This window comes from Candidatus Zixiibacteriota bacterium, assembly GCA_036397555.1.
In the GTDB taxonomy this organism is placed as follows: Bacteria; Zixibacteria; MSB-5A5; order WJJR01; family WJJR01; genus DATKYL01.
This window is the reverse complement of record DASWIS010000020.1, coordinates 25,685-46,537: the sequence shown is the minus strand read 5'-3', so window position 1 is coordinate 46,537 and position 20,853 is coordinate 25,685. Positions and strand designations below refer to the sequence as shown.

19 protein-coding genes are annotated in these 20,853 nt (G+C 61.1%); 7 read left to right on the top strand and 12 right to left on the bottom strand.

Going from position 1 to position 20,853, the window contains the following annotated elements:
- Positions 1–8 precede the first annotated feature (8 nt).
- Genes nifJ through VGB22_06840 form a run of 6 tightly spaced genes read right to left on the bottom strand, consistent with a single transcriptional unit; the run spans position 9 to position 7,999 of the window.
- Positions 9–3,605 carry a pyruvate:ferredoxin (flavodoxin) oxidoreductase gene (nifJ, locus tag VGB22_06865; GenBank protein ID HEX9750986.1) on the bottom strand — a complete coding sequence of 1,199 codons (3,597 nt, stop codon included), beginning with the start codon at positions 3,603–3,605 and terminating at the stop codon, positions 9–11.
- A 58-nt stretch (positions 3,606–3,663) separates the two neighbouring features.
- A complete protein-coding gene (locus VGB22_06860) occupies positions 3,664–5,028 on the bottom strand; it encodes an acetyl-CoA hydrolase/transferase C-terminal domain-containing protein (protein ID HEX9750985.1) in 1,365 nt (454 codons plus the stop codon).
- Between the two features lie 8 nt (positions 5,029–5,036).
- Positions 5,037–6,461 (bottom strand): 2-oxoacid:acceptor oxidoreductase family protein, encoded by a 1,425-nt coding sequence (locus VGB22_06855; GenBank protein ID HEX9750984.1) that lies wholly within the window; start codon positions 6,459–6,461, stop codon positions 5,037–5,039.
- Positions 6,458–7,531, bottom strand: a complete 1,074-nt coding sequence (locus VGB22_06850) for a 3-methyl-2-oxobutanoate dehydrogenase subunit VorB (protein ID HEX9750983.1) — start codon at positions 7,529–7,531, stop codon at positions 6,458–6,460. The genes VGB22_06855 and VGB22_06850 overlap by 4 nt, the downstream gene beginning before the upstream one ends.
- 20 nt (positions 7,532–7,551) lie before the next feature.
- The gene (locus VGB22_06845; GenBank protein HEX9750982.1) at positions 7,552–7,800 is read right to left on the bottom strand and encodes a 4Fe-4S dicluster domain-containing protein; all 249 of its coding nucleotides are present in this window, start codon (positions 7,798–7,800) and stop codon (positions 7,552–7,554) included.
- A gap of 22 nt (positions 7,801–7,822) precedes the next feature.
- On the bottom strand, positions 7,823–7,999 hold the full coding sequence (locus tag VGB22_06840; protein ID HEX9750981.1) for a hypothetical protein: 177 nt from the start codon (positions 7,997–7,999) through the stop codon (positions 7,823–7,825).
- Between the two features lie 248 nt (positions 8,000–8,247).
- Between VGB22_06840 and VGB22_06835 the strand changes: the two genes are divergently transcribed.
- Both VGB22_06835 and VGB22_06830 read left to right on the top strand, forming a co-directional pair.
- Positions 8,248–8,385: a hypothetical protein gene (locus VGB22_06835; GenBank protein HEX9750980.1), complete on the top strand. Its 138-nt coding sequence runs from the start codon at positions 8,248–8,250 to the stop codon at positions 8,383–8,385.
- A 211-nt stretch (positions 8,386–8,596) separates the two neighbouring features.
- The gene (locus tag VGB22_06830; GenBank protein HEX9750979.1) at positions 8,597–9,073 is read left to right on the top strand and encodes an SH3 domain-containing protein; all 477 of its coding nucleotides are present in this window, start codon (positions 8,597–8,599) and stop codon (positions 9,071–9,073) included.
- 53 nt (positions 9,074–9,126) lie between these two features.
- Here VGB22_06830 and VGB22_06825 read toward each other — a convergent pair whose 3' ends face one another.
- The 4 genes from VGB22_06825 to VGB22_06810 form a co-directional block, all read right to left on the bottom strand.
- The gene (locus VGB22_06825) at positions 9,127–10,410 is read right to left on the bottom strand and encodes a cytochrome c3 family protein (protein HEX9750978.1); all 1,284 of its coding nucleotides are present in this window, start codon (positions 10,408–10,410) and stop codon (positions 9,127–9,129) included.
- Entirely contained in the window at positions 10,407–11,483 is a 1,077-nt protein-coding gene (locus tag VGB22_06820; GenBank protein ID HEX9750977.1) for a cytochrome bc complex cytochrome b subunit, read from the bottom strand. Before VGB22_06820 ends, VGB22_06825 begins: the two co-directional genes overlap by 4 nt.
- On the bottom strand, positions 11,480–11,941 hold the full coding sequence (locus VGB22_06815) for a Rieske 2Fe-2S domain-containing protein (GenBank protein ID HEX9750976.1): 462 nt from the start codon (positions 11,939–11,941) through the stop codon (positions 11,480–11,482). The genes VGB22_06820 and VGB22_06815 overlap by 4 nt, the downstream gene beginning before the upstream one ends.
- Positions 11,942–12,176: 235 nt before the next feature.
- Complete coding sequence (locus VGB22_06810) at positions 12,177–12,764, bottom strand: multiheme c-type cytochrome (protein ID HEX9750975.1); 588 nt, start codon at positions 12,762–12,764, stop codon at positions 12,177–12,179.
- Between the two features lie 314 nt (positions 12,765–13,078).
- On the opposite strand from VGB22_06810, the gene VGB22_06805 reads away from it, so the two are divergent.
- The 3 genes from VGB22_06805 to VGB22_06795 are packed head-to-tail and all read left to right on the top strand — an operon-like array spanning position 13,079 to position 16,390.
- Positions 13,079–13,990, top strand: coding sequence for a 4Fe-4S dicluster domain-containing protein (locus VGB22_06805; protein HEX9750974.1), 912 nt, complete (start codon positions 13,079–13,081; stop codon positions 13,988–13,990).
- Complete coding sequence (hybB, locus tag VGB22_06800; protein ID HEX9750973.1) at positions 13,974–15,254, top strand: Ni/Fe-hydrogenase cytochrome b subunit; 1,281 nt, start codon at positions 13,974–13,976, stop codon at positions 15,252–15,254. Before VGB22_06805 ends, hybB begins: the two co-directional genes overlap by 17 nt.
- On the top strand, positions 15,254–16,390 hold the full coding sequence (locus tag VGB22_06795; protein ID HEX9750972.1) for a cytochrome c3 family protein: 1,137 nt from the start codon (positions 15,254–15,256) through the stop codon (positions 16,388–16,390). The genes hybB and VGB22_06795 overlap by 1 nt, the downstream gene beginning before the upstream one ends.
- Before the next feature lie 67 nt (positions 16,391–16,457).
- On the opposite strand, the gene VGB22_06790 is transcribed toward VGB22_06795, so the two are convergent.
- Together VGB22_06790 and VGB22_06785 are read right to left on the bottom strand one after the other, a co-directional pair.
- A complete protein-coding gene (locus VGB22_06790) occupies positions 16,458–18,500 on the bottom strand; it encodes a cytochrome b/b6 domain-containing protein (protein ID HEX9750971.1) in 2,043 nt (680 codons plus the stop codon).
- 9 nt (positions 18,501–18,509) lie between these two features.
- On the bottom strand, positions 18,510–19,973 hold the full coding sequence (locus tag VGB22_06785) for a NapC/NirT family cytochrome c (protein HEX9750970.1): 1,464 nt from the start codon (positions 19,971–19,973) through the stop codon (positions 18,510–18,512).
- Between the two features lie 141 nt (positions 19,974–20,114).
- Between VGB22_06785 and VGB22_06780 the strand changes: the two genes are divergently transcribed.
- A complete protein-coding gene (locus VGB22_06780; GenBank protein HEX9750969.1) occupies positions 20,115–20,450 on the top strand; it encodes a TSUP family transporter in 336 nt (111 codons plus the stop codon).
- A 158-nt stretch (positions 20,451–20,608) separates the two neighbouring features.
- Positions 20,609–20,833, top strand: coding sequence for a hypothetical protein (locus VGB22_06775; protein ID HEX9750968.1), 225 nt, complete (start codon positions 20,609–20,611; stop codon positions 20,831–20,833).
- Positions 20,834–20,853 lie beyond the last annotated feature (20 nt).

The following is a 20,853-nucleotide window of genomic DNA, read 5'->3' as shown; positions in this document are numbered from 1 at the left end:
CCCCGGGGTTACGTTGTTGCGACGGCCGGATCGGTTTTTTTGGTCACCGTATCCCCCGCTCCATTGGCCGCCAGGCGCTCGTATGTCTGTCGCAGCGTGTCGGCGTCGTGCTGCGCGGCTTTCCACAGCTCGGCCGACAATGCGGGATGGCTCTTGGTCAGCATTTTGAAGCGGTTTTCCATCAGCATGTAATCTTTGACGCGAATGCTCGGCGCACGTGAATCCAGTTGGAATGGATTTTCTCCGGATTCCGCGCGTCGGGGATCGTAACGGAACAGCGGCCAGAGCCCGCAATCGACCGCCGCCTTCTGGCTGTGCAATCCCCTGGTCATATTGATGCCGTGCGCGATGCAATGGCTGTAGGCGATGATCAGCGACGGGCCCGGGTACGATTCGGCTTCGAGGAAGGCGCGCAGCGTGTGCTCGTCTTTGGCGCCCATCGCCACGCGCGCGACATAGACACTGCCGTAGCCGGCGGCCATCAGCGCGAGGTCTTTCTTGCGGGCCGGTTTGCCCGCGGCCGCGAATTTGGCGACCGCAGCACGCGGTGTCGCCTTCGACATCTGGCCGCCGGTGTTGGAGTACACCTCGGTATCCAGCACGAGGATATTGACGTCGCGGCCGCCGGCGAGCACATGATCGAGCCCGCCGAATCCGATGTCGTATGCCCAGCCGTCGCCGCCGATAATCCAGACCGATTTCTTCACGAGCATGTCGGCGACGCTCGTCAGGCGGCGCGCAGAATCGGTATCGCGTTGGGCCAATATGTTCTTGAGCGTTTCGACACGCGCGCGCTGCTCGAAGATCCCCGCTTCGTCGGTCTGCACGGCGTTGAGGATTTCGTCGGCAAGCTGCGTACCGACATCGGCGGCGAGTTGCTTCAGCAGCAGACGCGCCCATTGGCGTTGGCGGTCGATCGTCAGACGGAACCCCAGCCCGAATTCGGCATTGTCTTCAAACAGCGAGTTCGACCATGCCGGGCCGCGACCGTCGGTGTTGGTCGTGTACGGTGTCGTGGGCAGATTGCCGCCGTAGATCGACGAGCATCCCGTGGCGTTGGCGATCAGGGCGCGGTCGCCGAACAACTGCGTGACCAGCTTGATGTACGGAGTCTCGCCGCACCCGGCACACGCGCCAGAGAACTCAAAGAGCGGCTCTAACACCTGCGACTGCCGTATGTTTCCGTGCTTGACCCGTGAGCGGTCCAACTCCGGCAGTGTCAGGAAGAAATCCCAATTGGCTTTTTCGGCATCGCGCAGCAGCGCCACCGGCTCCATGTTGAGCGCCCTACGGCGTGTCTGGGTTTTGTCCTTGGCGGGACAAACATCGACGCAGAGCGCGCAGCCGGTGCAATCTTCGGGCGCAACCTGGATCGTGTACTTGAACCCCTGCCATTCTCGATCCTTGGCGTCGAACGACTTGAACGTCGGCGGCGCAAGATCGAGGTGCGATGGCTCATAAACTTTGATGCGGATCACCGCGTGGGGGCAAACCATGGCGCATTTGCCACAGGCGATGCAGATGTCGGGCTCCCAAACCGGAATCTCCTGCGCGATATTGCGCTTTTCCCATTGCGTCGTGCCCATGGGAAAGGTCCCGTCGCATGGGAGCGCGCTGACCGGCAGCGAATCACCGCGTCCGGCGATCATCGGCGCCGTGATGTTACGGATGAAATCGGGCGCGTGGTCGGGGACAACCGCCGCGGGCTCCCCGGTACTGGTGGCCTCGCTGGGAACCTTCACTTCGTGCAGACGATCCAGTGTTGCGTCGACGGCAGCGTAGTTCATCCGGACGATTTCATCGCCCTTGCCTCCGTAGGTGTCGGCGATGGCATCCTTGATGCGGGCAATCGCCTCATCGCGCGGGAAGATGCCGGAAATCGCGAAGAAACAAGTCTGCATGACCGCATTGATGCGCCCGCCCATCCCGGCATCACGCGCAACCGCGTAGGCATCGATCGTGAACAGTCGCAACGTCCTGTCTATAATCGCCTCCTGCGTCGGCCGTGACAGACAGTGCCAGATTTCATCGGGCCCATACGGGCTATTCAGCAGAAGCGTACCATTGGGTGCGGCATAGCGCACAACATCGAACTTGTTTAGCAGGCCGAACTGATGGCAGCCGACGAATTGCGCCTGCTCGACGAGATAGGCCGAACGAATCGGTTCGGTGCCGAAGCGCAAGTGCGAAACCGTGACCGAGCCGGCTTTCTTGGAATCGTAGACAAAATATCCCTGGGCGTAATAGTCAGTTCCCTCGCCGATGATCTTGATCGAGTTCTTGTTCGCGCCGACGGTGCCGTCGGAACCCAGCCCGAAAAAGACACTCCGGAACCGGTCAGCGGGTTCGGTCGCGAATGCCGGATCGTATTCCAGACTCAGATGCGTGACATCATCGGTGATCCCGACAGTGAAATGGTTCTTCGGCTCGTCTTTGGCCAGTTCGTCGTAAACGCCCTTGACCATCGCCGGTGTGAATTCTTTCGACGAGAGACCGTAGCGTCCACCGATGACGACAGGCGGTTCGATGAAGCGCGAGCCGTTGCGGGTTTCCTGTTCGCGCAACGCGGTGACGGCATCGAGGTAGAGTGGTTCGCCGAGCGCGCCGGGTTCCTTGGTGCGGTCCAGGACCGCGATCGCCTGCACGGTCGTTGGCAGCGCTTCAATAAACGCTTTGGCGTCAAAGGGACGATACAGTCGCGGCACGAGCAGTCCGACCGATTCGCCATTGGCCGTCAGCCAGGCGACGGTCTCACGCACGGTTTCCGCCCCCGATCCCATGATCACGATCACCCGTTCGGCGTCGGGATCGCCAAAGTAGTCGAACAACTTGTAGCAGCGCCCGGTCAGCGTCGCAAACCGATCCATCGTGCGTTGCACGATCTGTGGACAGGCGTCGTAGAAGCGATTGACCGACTCGCGGGCCTGGAAGAAGACATCGGGGTTCTGTGCCGTGCCCCGCACGACCGGATGATCGGGGGAGAGCCCGCGGGCACGATGGGCCAGCACGAGCTCTTCGTCGATCATTGTACGCAGCGTCTCATCGTCCAGAACCTCGATCTTCTGGATTTCGTGCGAGGTGCGGAAACCGTCGAAGAAGTGCACAAACGGGACGCGTGTGGCCAATGTTGCGGCCTGCGCGATGAGCGCGAAGTCGTGCGCCTCCTGCACCGACGCCGAGGGCATAAAGGCAAACCCGGTGGTGCGCGCGGCCATCACATCAGAGTGATCGCCGAAGATCGACAGGGCGTGCGTCGCCACCGAGCGCGCCGCAACATGAAAGACCGCCGCCGTCAGTTCGCCGGCGATTTTGAACATGTTGGGAATCATCAGCAGCAGACCCTGCGACGAGGTGAACGTCGTCGTCAGCGCCCCGGTTTGCAGCGCGCCGTGGACCGCCCCGGCCGCGCCTGCCTCGCTTTGCATCTCCATGATCGTGGGCGGCAGTCCCCAGAGGTTGGGCGTATCGGCGGCCGACCAGGCATCCGACAATTCACCCATGGGTGACGAGGGGGTGATCGGGTAGATGCAGACGACTTCGTTGAGGCGGTAGGCGACGTGCGCGGCGGCCTCGTTTCCATCGATCGTTTTGAAATGTCGCATCATGGCGTCCCGAGTCTGCGCCCGCGTGACGGAGAGGACGTCGTCACGGCGCCGGGCGACTTTATAGATGGCGTTGGCGCGCCTGCCGGCTGAGTTGGTCACGGAACTTCGGATGCGCAATCCCGATGAGCGCCTGCGCCCGTTCACGGATCGACTGACCGTGCAACTGCGCCGCGCCGAATTCGGTGACGACCCAATGTACGTCGCCGCGCGAAGTGACGACTCCCGCTCCTTCATCCAACACCGGCACGATGCGCGAGATCGTGTCCCTGCGCGCCGTCGACGGCAGGGCCAGCACCGGACGCCCCCCTTGCGAGCGCGCGGCGCCGCGAATGAAGTCGACCTGCCCGCCGATGCCGGAGTAGATATTGTATCCCATGCTGTCGGAGCAGACCTGCCCGGTCAAATCGACCTGAATGGCCGAGTTAATCGACACCATGTTTTCGTGTTGCGCGATGATAAACGGGTCGTTGACGTAATCGGAGGGATGGAACTCGACGACGGGGTTGTCGTCGATGAATTCGAAGAGCTGTTGCGACCCGAGCACGAAGCTGGCGACCATCTTTCCGGGATGCAGCGACTTGCGGGTGCCGGTGATCACGCCTGCCTCGACCAATTCGACGATGCCGTCGGAAAACATTTCCGTGTGGACACCCAGATCACGACGGTCGCCCAGATGTTGGAGCACCGCGTCGGGAATGCCGCCGATGCCCAATTGCAACGTATCGCCGTCCCGGATTAGCGCGGCCACGTGGCCGCCGATGCGATCGTGCAGATCGCTCATTCGGACGCGCGGCAGCTCGATCAACGGCCGTGATTCCTCGACGCAATACGTCAGGCGGCTGACATGGATGAAATTGTCGCCGTGCACGCGCGGCATGCAGTCGTTGATCTGCGCGATCACATACCGGGCGCTCTGCGCGGCGGACAGCGTGCATTCCACACCCACTCCCAGACTGCAGTATCCGTGCTCGTCGGGCGGTGAGACCTGGATGAGCGCGATATCGATCGGCAGATCGCCGCTGCGAATCAGCGCGGGAATCTCCGAAAGGAATACCGGGACATAATCGGCGCGGCCTTCATTGACGGCCGCGCGGGCATTCTTGCCGGTAAACAGCGAGCGATGGCGGAAATGGGCGGCCCATTCCGGCTCCATGTAGGGTGCGGTGCCGAGCGTCAGCAGATGGACGACTTCAATGTCGCGCACGTGCGCGCCGCGGCGCATCATTGCTTCGACCAATGGTTCGGGTTCAGCGCAGCCGGGATGGATGTAGACGCGCATCCCCGACTCCAGCAACGTCAGGGCGTGATCGGCCGACACACACTTGCGGTTGTAGACGGCGCGCCATGCCGGCTGATGCGCCGGTGCATTTCCGGGCTCGTGCGCGGATCGTGCTGGTTGCTCGCTGATCACCGTTGTCTCCATCGGCAACTCTATCCGCAATGCGGCAGGGTCGACACCGCCGCCGCACCGGCACCATAGGCCTTGCGATTGATCTCGCGCCATTCCGCCCTGCCCAACCGCTCGATCTGTGAGGCCACCAACTCCTCGGGAAACAGCCGCAATATCGCGTTGATCGCGCCGAAGGCGACCATGTTCATCGATTTGGACGATCCCAGATTGTTGGCCATGCGGGCGAAGGGAATGCGATGAATCTCGATTCCCTTGTGCTCCCAGCGTTTGGTGACGAACGAATCGTCGTATACGACCGTTCCTCCGGGCGCCACCATCGGACCGAACTTCTGCAGCGACGGCTCGTTGAACGCCACGACCATGGTCGGCGTCGATACCAATGGCGAACCGATGCGTTCGTTGGACAACACGACATGGCAATTGGCCGTGCCGCCGCGCATCTCCGGACCGTACGATGGCAGCCACGACACCCGATGTCCGCGCAGCATGCCGGTCTTGGCCAGGATCATGCCCAACGACAGCACGCCTTGTCCGCCAAACCCGGCGAGGATCATACGATGCGTCTCGGCGCGGATGCCGTCACCGTTCGATGCGATGCCGTCGCCGTCGACGCCAAGAATGGAACGATAATCATGCAGCGGAACGGTGATGCGTTGGTGGGTACGTGAAGGCGTCTCCTTACGCCGGTCACAGAAGACCTGCGCGGGAAACACCTTGGCCATGGCGTCGGTGATCCACTGACGCGATTCTACCGGATCCATGCCCCAGCCGGTCGGGCAGGGCGAGACCGCCTCGACCATCGAGAATCCCTTGTTGTCGATCTGCGTCTGCAGGGCGCGGCGGATGGCGGCGCGCGTTTTCAGCACATGCTTGCTCTCGTCCAAATGGCAGCGCTCGATGTAAACCGGTGCATCCAGCATCGCGAGCAGTTCGGCCATGCGCAGCGGATAGCCGGTTGTGGCGGAATCGCGCCCGGTCGGGCTGGTCGTCGTCTTCTGGCCGATGAGCGTGGTCGGCGCCATCTGGCCGCCGGTCATGCCGTAGATGGCGTTGTTGACGAAGATCACGGTGAAGTTCTCGCCGCGATTGGCTGCCTGCAGGATATTGTTGCCGCCGATCGAAGCCAGATCGCCGTCCCCCTGATAGCAGATGACGATGGAATCGGGATGCGCGCGTTTGACCGCGGTGGCGACCGCCGGGGCCCGCCCGTGCGCCGCCTGGATGTTGCCGCAGCGGAAATAGTAATAGCCGAACACGGCGCAGCCGACCGGCGAGATGAAGATCGTGCGCTCACGCACGCCGAGGTCGTCGAGCGCCTCGGCGATAAACTTGTGCAAATTGCCATGTCCGCAGCCGGGGCAGTAGTGTGTCGCCTCCGACTCGACACCGGGCTTGCGCTCGAAGCGCTCATAGAATGATGCCGGCTTGGCGAGGACATCTTTCATCTTTCCACCTCTACGGTGCAGCGCGCGCGCGCCATCTTCCTGATCGCTGCCAGCAGTTCCTCGGCGGCGGGAACATTGCCGCCACAACGGCCATGGAAGGCGACCGGGACTTTGCCGTTGACCGCCAGCCGGACGTCGTCGATCATCTGCCCCGTCGACAATTCCGCGACCAGCATGCCCTCGACCTGATCGGCCAGGGCATTGAGGCGATCGGTCGGAAACGGATACAGCGTGATTGGGCGCAGCAGGCCGACTTTGATCCCTTCCGCACGGGCGAGGTCGACGGCGGATTCCAGCAGGCGTGATACGATTCCATAGGCGACCGCGACATACTCGGCGTCGGCGACACGGTATTCCTCGTATCGGACTTCGTCGCGACGGAGGCGTTCGTACTTCCCCTCGAGTTTGCGCACATGCGCTTCCAGTTCGTCGGGGCTGAGATAGATCGAATTGATCAGGTTGTTCTGCGTCGCTGCCGTGCCGTCGACCGCCCATGCGCGCTCCGGAATCTCCGTCACCGGAGGTGGAAACTCGACGGGCTCCATCATTTGACCGACGAATCCGTCGACGAGGATGCACGCGGGATCGCGATAACGGTCGGCCAGCTCGAAGGCGAGCATGGTCAGATCACACATCTCCTGAGCGCAATTGGGGGCGAGCACGATCAGGCGATAATTGCCGTGGCCGCCACCTTTGACCATCTGATTGTAATCGCCCTGCTCGGGGGCGATGTTGCCCAGCCCCGGCCCGCCGCGCATGACGTCGATGATCACGATCGGCAGCTCGGCGCCGGCCGCGTAGCTGATCCCCTCCTGCTTGAGACTGATCCCCGGCGAAGAGGAAGCCGTCATCGTGCGTTCGCCCGCGCCGGATGCCCCGTAGCACATGTTGATCGCCGCGATCTCGCTTTCGGCCTGAAGGAATGTGCCGCCGACCTGCGGCATGAAGAGCGCCGCGGTCTCGGCGATCTCGGAGGCGGGCGTGATCGGATATCCGAAGAACGAACGGCAACCGGCCAGGATGGCGCCCTTCATCACCGCTTCGTTTCCTTTAACGAGTACTCTCCCCACACGGACCTCCGAGCCACGGTTTATGATGCCGCCGCAGACGCGTGTTTCTTGTAGACCGTGATGGCCCCCGGTTCCGGGCAATTGTAAAAACAGATCCCGCAGCCCGTGCAGTCGCGTCCGGTGTACCCGGCGAAACGGTACCCGCGCGCATTAATCAACTCCGACATGAACAGGCATTCTTCGGGGCATGAAGTGACGCAGAAATCGCACCCCTTGCACAGTTCCGATTCGATCTCGACGCGCGGGATACTGTTGGTGTTTTGGTTCACGGTCGTCTCCCCGGACGCGACGTCACTGAGCGATGGCGGTTGTGTGATGATGTTGGCCGCCTTGTTCGATCAGCGTATGGACATCGCGGTACGTCGTCCGCAATGAGACCTGGCAGACGCGGGCGATTTCTTCAAGTCTCATGTCGCGCCTGGTTTGCCAGAGGTCGCGGACGATGCGAATGCGATCTTTGCGTTTCATTGATATCTCCTTGCGTCAGTTTTCGGTTCTCGATCTATATCCACGGGAATCCCCTCATCGGATTTGAATCCTCATCGGGTCTATCTTCCGTCGTTTGCGGCGGATCTTTGCCCGCGGTCACGTGATGTTCGCCGTGGACTGCGTCTGAGATTTTGGTCCAGCAGCGCGGACAGTAGTGGCCGCCGGGAATGGAGCACAGCAGCCGTTCGGTATCAGTCAGTCGATATCGGCAAGTGGGACATTCGATCATGGCAGCCTCCGTGTTTGCTCGCACGCGCGGGTTCAGAGCAAAGACGTTGCCGATCGAAACGATTTCGGAATGGGTCAATTATGACATTGCCGGGGAACGCGATACGCAGGCGGTGTTTTCTCCATTCGTTCAGTAATCAGATGTGATTGGCCGCTGATGTCTAAAATCACACAGCCGGCTGTCTAAATCTGGCCAACGGACACGCCGGAGCTCGTGATTTTGCCGCCATGCGTCTTTGAGCGGTTTGATGTGCTTGTGCGGCACCGAGTTGTTTTGACAGCGCCGAGACACGCGGGGCACTCGCGTTGCTTCGTCAGACATCAGCATCCATAAGGAGGTGATGAGCTATGAAGCGTTACGCGCTCATCGTTGCCCTGATCGTCATATCCGGCGCAATCATCGGCGGGACATCCGCCATCGCGCAGGTCACCGTGGCCCGGGAAACCGCAGTCGTCGAACGGCCGACGGTCAACGTCCGTCTGGGACCGAGGACCGACTCGGATTTGTTGGGCCAGGCCGTCCAGGGTCAGGAGTTTCCGGTCATCGCCAAGACCCGGAATTGGGTCAAGATTCACCACCCGACGTACGGGGACGGGTGGATCTATCTGCCCCTGGTGACGATCCGTACGCCGCCGGTCGTTGCTCCCAATCCCGTCGTGGAGGAGGACAACGCCCAACCCGAGACACCGGGTACCGTGGTCAGCACATCATCGCGTGACTGGGTTCTCCCGGTCATCGTGACGGTTTTGGTGCTGGTACTGATTCTGACCATCGCGCTGACGGCCGGGCGTGGCGATCAACATCTGTTGCATCACCATCTGTGACATCGGGGACCGGACTGCGAAGTGGGGTTTGCTGTACTTGATCCGTGCGGATGTTACCGGTGAATCCGGGAGCGCTCGATTTGACGGATCTTCAGCGTGAGGAGTACCGCGACCAGCAAGATCAGAGGGATCGTGAATGCGAGACCGACGCGCCGCATGCGCAGGTCGTTTAATGCACGATCGCCCTGGTCGATGACGATCCGGGCCGAAGCAAGCCCCTCGTCGATGATGGCGCGAAACTTTTCGACGTTGAAGTGATGCACAGCGGTGCGCGCCTTGATGAGGGCGGCATCGGCATCGTGGAGGTCGAACCTTCCGCCTGCGACTTTCACGCCGCCTCGTTGGGCCCGCTGAATTTTGGTGTGCGCTTCGGCCAGAGTGAGTTTCAGCGTGTCCAGTGCCGAAGCCATCGTGGCCGCCGCTATATACCCGTTATCACCCTCGGCATGGCAGGTGATGCACAGGGCATCCTCGCCGACCCCCAGCATTGCATCGGTGGAAAACTGAATGTCATGATGTCCATGACAGATGATGCAGTCGGCGAGTCCCAATTCGGCGAATGCCGCCTTATGCGGACTCGCGTTGAAGAAGTCACGGTTGTTGGCATGGCACTCGCCGCAGACCTGAGAGATCGAAGACAATCCCGGGGGCGTTGCGCCATGATTCCCATGACAGTTGTTGCAGGTCGGCGCCGCCAGGTCGCCCTCGTCCAGAAGCTTCACACCGTGAACGGAGGAGCGATACTGCTGCGCCTGATCGGTCGGGATTCCATACGGACGCATGTGGGCATCGTTTCCGTGGCATTCACCGCACGTTGTGGACACGTTTGTTCTGTAGACCGGTGAGCGGGAATCGCCGATGGGCCGGATGCCATGGATGCCGTGGCACGACGTGCAGGTCGCCACGTGGTCGTCCCCCTCGGCCAGCGCCTTTCCATGGTGGCTCGAGCGATATTCCAGCATTTGATCGACGCGCAGCTTTGGGTTGAATCGTTTCATCAGCTCGACGTCGGAATGACAGCCCGCGCACAAAGCCGGAATCTCGCTTGGCCGTGGCGCGCCGCGAAATCCCTTCGCACGATCGTGGGCGCGTTCGGCATCGTGTCCGGTGGACGGGTCGCCGCCGTGACAATCCTGGCACGAGAACTCCTTCTGGTAATGGATGTCCTCTGTAAACGATGCAGCCGGCGTGCGCAGCCGTTCGATCGTCAGGCCCGCATGGCAATCAACGCAGGAGTTTCCCGTTTGCGCCGTCACTGTCCGACCCCACAGGACCACCATCACGCCGATCAGCGCGATGAAATAAACCCGGCTGCCAAACCCCTGCATAATGTTCATGAAAGATACCCAAGAATCGTGAAAGCAACGATATACACGATGACACCCCAGCCGATCACGGTGAACAATAGGTTGCGTTGCTCGTGGCGCGCCTTGCGGTCGAGGAACGGCACCAAAACCATCGCCGCGCCGCCCACCGCAAAGATCAGGATGCCCAGCAGCTCTCCGTCGATGAAGAACACCTTTCCCGGAATGTACTTGAGCGTTTGAAACATGAACATGAAGAACCACTCGGGGCGGATTCCCGCCGGTGCCGGAGCGAGCGGGTCAGCCTTGACTCCCAGTTCCCAAGGGAACACCGATGCCAGCGTCACCAGTAATCCCAACGCCAGCGTCCAACCGACCAGATCGCGTAAGGCAAAGCTGGGCACAAACGGCATTTGTGGGCAGTCTTTTCGTTTCTGGGAGATCGGAACACTCATGCCGTGCTTCTGCACCAGTACGAGATGCACGATCAGAAAAAACGTGGCCAGCATGGGCAACACTGCGACATGGACCCCAAAGAACCGCGTCAACGTCGCCCCGGTGACATCGTCTCCGCCACGGGCAATCTGGAGCAACCAGTCTCCCACTAACGGGATCTCGCCGAGAATGTCCGTGCCGACCTTGGTGGCAAAGTACGCGAGTTGATTCCAGGGGAGCAGATATCCGGAGAATCCGAAGGCCAGGGAAAGGAACAACAGCAGGGCTCCGCTGATCCATGTCAGTTCGCGTGGACGGCGATAGGCGCGCAACAAAAAGACCGAGAACAGATGCACAAATGCGAAGAAGATCATCAGGTTGGCGGCCCAGGAATGGATCGAACGCACCAGCCACCCGAAGGGGACCTCGGTCATAATGAATTCCACCGACTCGAAGGCGGCCTCTGCAGTCGGTCGGTAGTAGAGCAACAGGAGGATTCCGGTGCCGACCTGAATTAAAAAGCAAAACAGCGTCATCCCGCCGAGGTAATACCAGACGGTGTGTCTGTGAACCGGGACACGCTTATGTGCGAGAAGATCAGAAACGACGTGCAACCCCAGCCGCTCGTCCAGCCAATTCCAAACTCCCTGTTTGGAAACGTTCGCGTTCATGTCCGGGTCACGATGATGTGATCGTCGCGGACGGCGACATCGTAGAGGGCCAACGGTCGCGGCGGCGGGCCGGCAATGTTGTTTCCGTTCAGGTCATAGTGCCCGTTGTGACACGCACACCAGATATGCTTGAGGTCGTCACGATACTGCACCGTGCAGTCCAGATGGGTACAGGTTGCCGAAAACGCGCGGTACTCTCCGGCGTTCGTCAAGACCAGGAGCGCCGGGTCCTTGCCGAAGAGGAAGATCTTGCCGCTGTTGGGCAGCAAATCACCGACACGGGCGGCCACGACCTGGGATGTGGCGGCCTCCGGCTGCTGCGGCGGTACGATGAACCGTGCCAGCGGATACACGACGGCGCCCAGCAATCCCGCGATGCTCGATCCCAGGAGCGTGTTGAGAAACCCGCGACGGGAAAACGATTGTCTGGTCTCGTGCAACTGGTCCCCGATGCTCATCCCCGGCCCGCCTTGCGACCCGATCGCGCCGCGTGAATCCGGAAGCCGGCTTCGGCGCGCCTGACCATGGAGCATTCAATCACGATGCACCCGGCGTCAAGCAGAATACGCGGCACGGCTGCGCATCAGGCAGCTGCAGCGCACAATCATCGGATCCGTCTGCGATGTGCTTAACGAAACGAGGTCGGCGTCTTTCGATACCGACCCGGATTCCGTTTCCATACAAGTCGGAACCCTACTTCGTTTCGGGCTTCTTGGGATGCTCGTGCACGCCGGTCTTCAACGCTTCCGCAAAGACGAATTTCTTGTAGAAGGGGCTGCGCTGATTGTGACAGCGCACGCAGGTGGCCTCCGTGATCGGCAAGAGTCCGGCGGCGGCCGCGAGTTTTGGGTCCTTCATGACTTTCATTGCTTTATATTCCGATCCCGGGCCGTGGCACGATTCACATCCTACTCCCACGAGGAGCGAATCGGATTTCGATTTGCCGATCGAGTGGCATTCGACACATTCAGCATTCTTCTGTTCTTCCGGTTTGAGGACGTCCCACGCCTTGGCGTGAACTGTCAGCCCCCAGGAATCGTACTCCGCCTTGTGGCACAGCTTGCAACTTTTGTCGCCGACGTAATGGAAATTTTTCTCGGCCCACAACAGTGTGTCGGACTTTCCCGGAACCTTCATTTCAGCGGCGGGTTTCTTTTCGCCTTCCTGCGCATTGAGACCGCTGCCCCAATCGGCTGTGAATGCCGCCGCCGCCAAAAACGCCACCACCGACAGCACGACCATTCCCCGTCCCGAGCGCAGCCCTTCCGTTGTACGTTTCATTAACTCCTCCCAGAGTGCAACGATCGCCCGCGGCGAGCGTTGTCTACCAATAATACACGTAGAGAACTCCGCGAGAAAGCCAGGATTGCTAAATTGCCCCTGTTTTGGTCCTATAAGGGATTGGGGATCACTGCGCAACCCCACTTCATTGCAGCGATTCCGCTATCAAACGCCGCGCATGCTCATAAGGTCTCGGACAAAAAGCGTCTGTTTTGACATCCGCCCAATCGCCGCCGTCGTAGTATGGATGCCGGGTTGCCGACATTGAGATCAGACGCAGGCAACCGGGGTACAGATGCCGACGGAGAGTTGCCATGGGACTTGACAGACGCCGATTTCTGACCACGCTGGGTGCCACGGCCGCGGCTGTTGCGGTCGGTCGCGACGCCAATGCCGAACGACATGCCGCTGCCGATTGCGACGTCGCTTGGGGCGTGCTGGTCGATACCGTGGTCTGCATCGGGTGCCGCAAGTGCGAGTGGGCCTGCGAACAGGAACACAAGCTGCTCAATGACCTCCTCGCCAACTACGACGACAAGAGCGTATTCGCTGAGGATCGACGCCCCGACGACAAACGCTACACGGTCGTCAATGAATACCGTGGCTCCGATCAGCGCCCGCACACGATCAAGATGCAGTGTATGCACTGCAACCAGCCGGCCTGTGTCTCCTCGTGCATCGTCGGCGCGCTGACCAAAGACCCGCAGGGGCCGGTCGTGTACGACGCCTGGAAGTGCATCGGTTGCCGCTACTGCATGGTGGCGTGCCCGTTTCAGATTCCGGCCTACGAATACCACAACGCGCTGACGCCGGAGGTGCGCAAGTGCACCTTCTGTCACGAACGCCTGGCGCGCGGCGAACAGCCGGCGTGCGTGGCCATCTGCCCCAATGAAGCGCTGACCTTCGGTCGTCGCGAGGATTTGATCGAAGTTGCAAGGGCACGGATTCGTCACAATCCCGGAAAGTACATCGATCACATCTATGGTGAGCACGAGGTCGGCGGTACCGCTTGGCTCTACCTGCTCGCGTCGGACGTCGCCTCGACCGGGCTTCCCGAACTGGGAAGCAAACCGATTCCGCCGCTGACCGAATCGATCCAGCACGGAATCTTCCGGTCGTTTGTACCGCCGTTGGCGCTGTACGCGTTGCTGGGGCTGGTCATGTACTCGACGCGTCGCAACGGAAAGTCTGAGCCCACCGCAGAGGACGATGTTGGCCCCGAATAATCATGCGCGCCGCGTCACCGTCCGATTCTGGACATGGGGCACGACGATTCTCGGCATCCTGACAGGGGTCGGCGCATTGCTGTACCTCTACCGCCTTCTCTTTGGATTAGGAGCGGCAACAAATCTCGACAATCAGTACCCTTGGGGAATCTGGATTGCCGTCGATGTCGCCTCCGGAGTGGCACTGGCCGCTGGCGGCTTTACGACCGCCGCATTGGCCGACATTTTTCACAAAGAGGAGTATCACGACATCGTTCGCCCCGCGCTGCTGACGGCGATGCTCGGCTACACATTCGTCGTCGTCGGCCTGCTGGCCGACTTGGGGCGTTACTATAACGTCTGGCATCCGATGCTCCCGGGCATGTGGCAGGGCAATTCCGTGCTCTTTGAAGTCGGCATTTGTGTGATGATTTATCTCGCCGTGCTCTACATCGAGTTTTTGCCCACCGTGGTGGAGCGCTTCAGCGGCCGTGTCCGTCTGCCCCGTCCATTGCAGTTTCTAAACCGATTCTTCGAAGCGGTGATGGAGGTGGCCGGGGCCAATCTGCGGCGCTTCATCTCGGTTTTCATCATTGCTGGCGTCGTCCTGTCGTGCCTGCATCAGTCGTCACTGGGCACCTTAATGGTCATCGCCGAGACCAAGATGCACCCGATCTGGCACACGCCGATCTCGCCACTGCTTTTTCTGCTGTCGGCGATCGCGGTCGGGTTTCCGATGGTCATCGTCGAATCGATCGCGGCGGCTCGATCATTCCGCCTGAAACCCGAGCGCAGAATCCTGTCGTCGATTGCGGGATATGTCCCGGTGCTGCTGGGTGTTTATCTTGTGGTGCGAATTGTCGACCTGACCATCCGTGGCGTCTGGGGATACGTGACCGATCTCTCCACTCACAGCGTCGCCTTCCTCATCGAAATGACCGTGGGCGTGCTCTTCCCGATGGCCATCCTTGTGCAGGAGCGTTGGCGACAATCACTGCCGGCGTTGTTTTCCGCGGCGCTCATGGTCGTGGGGGGCGTGGTCATCAACCGCATCAATGTGTTTCTGGTGGCGTACGAGCCGTTGTATCCGACGCGCACGTACTTCCCATCCTGGATGGAGATCGGTGTCACGATTGGGCTGGCCAGCGGCCTGATCCTGGTGTATCGCTGGTTCGTGATGACGTTCCCGGTGATCGCCGCGTATCCTGCCGGCGTGGCGGAACCAGTGGAGGCGAAGCAGCCGGTTGAGACCGTCTCTGAAGCGGCCATTTCGCAGGATGGGTGATGAGGCGATTTGTTCCGATTGTTGTGTTTGCCGTGTTATTGATGGCGGCATGGTCTGCGGCACAGACCAGCGTCGCGCACCGTCAGCCGCTCTCCAAATTGGATTGCCGCCAGTGTCACACGTGCGACTACCCGACGTCCGATTCGCCGTGTCTGATCTCTTGCCCGCGCATAGAGGCGGTGCAGAGCACCGCCCCGCACGATGCCGCCGAAGGGCCGGCATCGATTCTGCTCGATAAGTTGGTCGATCTGTACGAACCGGTGCAATTCAACCACCTAGCCCATGCGAACATGTCGGGGATGGGCGGCGATTGCGCCACCTGCCATCACTACAGCCCCCCGGGACGGATTCCGCCGTGCAGCGAATGCCACGAGGCGTCGCGTACCGAAGACAATTTGCGGATGCCGTCATTGAAGGGCGCGTACCACCGCCAGTGCATCGCCTGCCACCGTGAGTGGACGCACGATACCAAGTGCACGGCCTGCCATGCACCGCGCTCGGGTGCGATCGCGCCGACAGACAACGGTCTATCCGGGATGCTGGGATCCGCGCATCCGCGTATCGCAGCACCCGACATCAAAGTTTACGAGACTCCGTACCAGCCCGCACCGGTCGTTACGTTTTTCCATCAGGAACACATCGACTTGTTCGGGCTGCGCTGCGTCGACTGCCATCAGAAAGAAAGCTGCAGCAATTGTCACGATGTTCTCAAACCGGCTCAGGTGGTCGCAAAGACGCCCGAACAGGTTCACGCGGTCTGCAACGATTGCCACCGTCAGGATGCCTGCGCCAAGTGCCATGACAACGCGCAGCGCCCGCCGTTTACGCACGCGTCCACCGGCTGGCCGCTGAACCGTTTCCATGCATCACTGGAGTGCAGCTCTTGTCACGCATCCGGGCAGCGCATCACACAGTTGGATCGCGCGTGTACCGGCTGTCACGGTGACTGGACGCAGGAGTCGTTTGCGCACGCAGTCACCGGCCTGCGGCTCGATGAGCTCCACGGCGAATTCGACTGCGAGGGCTGCCACTCGGAACGACGATTCGATGTAGTGCCGACCTGCAGCAGTTGCCACGACGACGAGCGCAACGCGTACGATGTCCCGCCGGGGGAACGGATCCCCGGACTTCAGTGAACCGACCAATCAACAGATTCCCGTGAATCGACAGGAGTGCGGCGGAGTTGTCTGGCCGTGCCGCCGTTCAAGCCGTGCCCGGCGGTCCGCCTTCTTTTGGCTGATCAGGGTGTGCCGGGTCCCCCGAATCCGAGTCCGTAATGGGTGTCCCGGTCACGGTGTGCAGCGCCGGGTCATCGGGATGTTCGTGCCGGTACATCTCCAGCGGGATGTGACCGGTCAGCCAGGAGGGGTTCATCGGATAGACGCCGGGGCTGAAGACGGTGGAGTACAAGTGCCAGATGAACACCGCCAGCGTCGCCAGCCACGCTTCGTAGTAGTGGACCACGAGCATGACATCGAGAAATCCCTTGGGAAACCAGCGGACGGCCAGGTTTTCGGCCCACATAAAGAAGCCGCTGATGATCATCACGACAGTCCCCCACACCAGCGCCCAGTACTCGGCCTTTTCGACGTAGCTGAAGCGGCCGAAGCGCGGGCGCTCGGGGCGCAAGTCGAGGTTGTAAGCGATCATCCCGCCGAACTGATTCAAATCGTGGCGGCGCGGGAAGATGTCGGCCAGGAACCGGCGGCCGCGGTGTGTTCCCAGGTAGAAGATATGCCAGATGGCCGAGATAATGAACAACACCGCCGACACGCGGTGAATGATGCCGCGCAGCGGAAAACCGCCTTCCCAGCCGAACAGGAATTTGACCCACCACGATTCGGAGAACCGCAAGGCGAAACCGGAGATCACCAGCACGATGAATGTCACCATGAGGAAGGTGTGCTGCCAGACCTCGCCCAGAGTCATGCGCCGGACGCGCGGACGGCGGCGCATCGTGAGCACGATCTGTTTGCGCAGATCGATCAGCCAGTGTGTCACCATGGCGCCGATGATGATCACGATGGCGTAGATGTAGATCTGCCGCACGATGAGCGCGGCCGGCGTGCCGCTGACCCCGGGAGGGCCGTGGATCGGCCGCTGCGCCACCGCCGTCGTAATCCCGGGATGGCACGTGCCGCACGTATGTTGCAGGTTGGCGGCGTGGACCGACGAGGTCGAGTCCGACGACGGCAGGATGCGGTGCGCCCCATGGCAGGAGGCGCAGTTGGCGACCGTCAGATCGCCCGCGCGGCTTTTGAGACCGTGATAGCTGTCGACCCAGGTCTTCAGCCGTCCGGTCGGGATGCCGTATTTTTCATTGAGCCGCGCCGACTCGTGGCAGGGTGAACAGGTGGCTTCGGCGACACGGGTCGGGCTGACCGGTGAGCGCGGGTCGGTGGCGCGCAGGATACCGTGTTCGCCGTGGCAGTTGGTGCACACCGGCGAGGCGGTTTGCCCGCGCATCGCCAGTTGCCCGTGAATTCCTTCCAGGTAGTCCTGCGCGATGTTGCTGTGGCAACGGCCGCAGGTGCCCGGGATATTGAAGTGGTTGACGGACGATTGCGGATTTCCCGGCGACAGGATGATGTGCGCGGTGCCGTTGGTCGAATGGCAGTCGTTGCAGGTGGCGGCGAGATGGACCCCGCCCAGCGACGCGCGGCCGTGGACGCTGTTTTCGAACAATTCCACCGGATGCGCCAGCAGGATCTCGTGCTTGCGCACCAGGTCGATATCTTCGTGACAGCGCCCGCAGGTCGCCGGAAGATTGAGGGGATTGACTCCGGACTCGCGTTCCGAGGAATGACGGATGTCATGCGTGCCGTGGCAGTCGGCGCACATCGGAATATCCTCGCCGATGCCGACCGCGAGCCGACCGTGCCACTTGTACAGCTCGGACTCCGTCGAATGGCACTGGCCGCAGTCGACCGGCTTTAGCTGGTCGGCATGGGGGAAATCGTCGACCCCCTCAAGATCGCTGTGGCAGGACACACAATCGAATCCGCGATGGGTCGATTGACTGAGGGTTTCTTCGGTGACAACGAGCGACTCGGCACGGGTCCCAAAATCTTCGAACATGTCTTGTACGGAATGGCACTCCAAGCAACTGCTGTTGTCGGCACTGACATGTCGCGCCGCGAAAACCACGAGGCAAAACAGCGACAGGAGGATGCGCGCTGCGGCACTGCAACCGCGATGCCCGGTTCCGTTCGTCAGCCGATACCTGGTGGCGAGATCATCCGGCATGCGAGACTCCTAACGGCGCGGCAGTTCCTCCAGAGTCGGTATCGGATTCTCTTCTTCGTAGGCGAGCAAATCGTGACATGTTGAGCAATCGCCCGAAATAGTCCGTCCATCCGGGGCGCTGTGTGCTTCATCGTGACAACGGAAACAGCCGTCCGAGCGGGTGTGTCCGATGTGGGTCGTATAAGTGCCCCACGTGACCTTCATGGCCGGGAAGACATTGCGCAGGTAAATGTCGGCGATCGCCGTTCCGGCGCGGTTGACGGCCTCGCTCTTTTCCTGCTCAATGTCGGGGTACTGTTCACGGTAAAACGTTTGCAGGCGCGACGGTATTTGCCGCGCGGCCTCGTCGCGCGTCGCGTATTCCGTTGTCAGCAGTTCAACCGCCTGCCTCTTGATGTATGGCAAGGCGGGGTCGATCTCCAAAGACACCATCGCCTCATCGACCGCGAAGGCCGGATCGTCGAACACATGCGACGGACGGTTGTGGCAGTCCATGCAGTCCATAACGCGACGGGGCATGGCGCGCAATTCGTCGGCGGTCAGGCGGGAATCGTCCGAGACATACTCGGTGGCTGTTCCATCCGGGCCGATCATCCGCACATAGGGAATCGTATCGCGTTGCTCATCGAGCGCGACATACTCGATCGAATGCTGGAAGCTGGTGTGCCAGTGGATTCCCTCGACTTCGCCGGTGGCGATGTTGCCGCCGCCGATTTTCATCAGAAGAACGTTTTTCACCGACGTGTTGGCCTCATCCTCCTGATAGCGCGTTTTGACCACCAGTTTGGAACCGTGGAACTTCTCCGGCCAGTGGCAATGTTCGCAGGTTTCACGCGCCGGACGCAGGTTGTGGACGGGCACGGGGATCGGCGTGCTGTAGGTCTTGAGCGCCACGGCAAAGACCTGGCGCACGCCGGAGAGCTTGGATTTGACGAACCAGTCGGCGCCCTCGCCGATGTGGCACTCGACGCAGGCCACGCGCGCGTGGGGGCCGTGGCGATACGACGTCAACTCCGGCTGCATTACCGTGTGACAGACTTCACCGCAGAAGGTCGTCGTGTCCATGAACACCAGACTCTTGTAGGCGGTAGCCATCATGAAGCTGATTACCAGAGTCGCAGTCGCGGCATAGACCAGCAGTCGGCGTCGGGTGCGTACCGAGTCTAAATCGATTTCCACCCGAATCAGATTCGATGCGGCGGCGCCGGACTTCGCGCGGCGGCGCCGTTCCCACGCCTTGCCGGCCGGAATGAGCAGAAATCCGAACGTGGCGATGGCGGGGAGCACCAGCAGAGCCACCACGCCGACATAGGGATTCCACTCGAAGCCCATCCAGTCGGCGACGAGGATGAATGCGATGATGAGAAGGCAGCATGCCGCAACCAACACCCCGGCAAAGCTGATCGGATTGCTGATGAGGGATTTCGGCTTGATGATGCTCCTCCGGCTGCTGTGGCTCGCGCTGTCCGACAATCAGCCGACCGATTGTCTTATGGTCAAGGGCACTTGCTTCGAGTGATGCTCCGGTTTGGGGGTCGATGCCCGGATGCCCGTTCACCATTTCGATTCGTACATCTTGACGGCGTTGCAAGCCGCATTGATTTTGGAGAGAACATGGAAATCGCCGCACTCGCTGTGCTGACTCTGATCGCATCGGTCGTTGGCACGCTGACCGGTTTCGGCACTTCCACCATCATGGTTCCGGCAATGGTGCTCTTCCTGCCGTTGCCGGAGACCCTGCTGATGGTCGGGGTCGTCCACTGGTTCGGCGACATCTGGCGGGTCGTTCTCTTTCGCGCCGGTCTGCAATGGCGGTTGATCGTTCTCTTCGGCATCCCCGGGATCGTCACCAGCTATATAGGCGCTCGCGCCGCATTGAGCATTCCTTCGGGAAATGTGCTTCGTATCCTGGGCATCGCGCTGGCTCTCTACGCGGCCTTCTTGCTGTGACGGGGGGCGCTGCGGATTCATGCGGGCAACGCAGCGGCGCTCGTTGGCGGGGCCCTCTCCGGTTTCACCGCCGGACTCTTTGGCGTCGGCGGTGCGGTTCGCGGCGCGTTTCTGCTGGCCTTTGAACTGCCTGGGGCCGTCTACCTGGCCACCGCGCGGTGATCGCGCTGGCCATCGATACCATTCGATTGACGGGATATCTGCAAGGTGGCGCGTCGCTGCCCTCAGATCTGGTCGCGGCTCTCATCATGATGGTTCCAACCTCACTGGTCGGAGCGCGATTGGCCAAGGCGTTCGTCGAGCACGTATCTCCGTGGGCATTTCGGTATGTCGTGGCCGTGTTCCTGCTGCTTGTTGGCACCAAACTCGCCCTGTTTCCTTAGCCGCCATCTCAAGCGCTCTG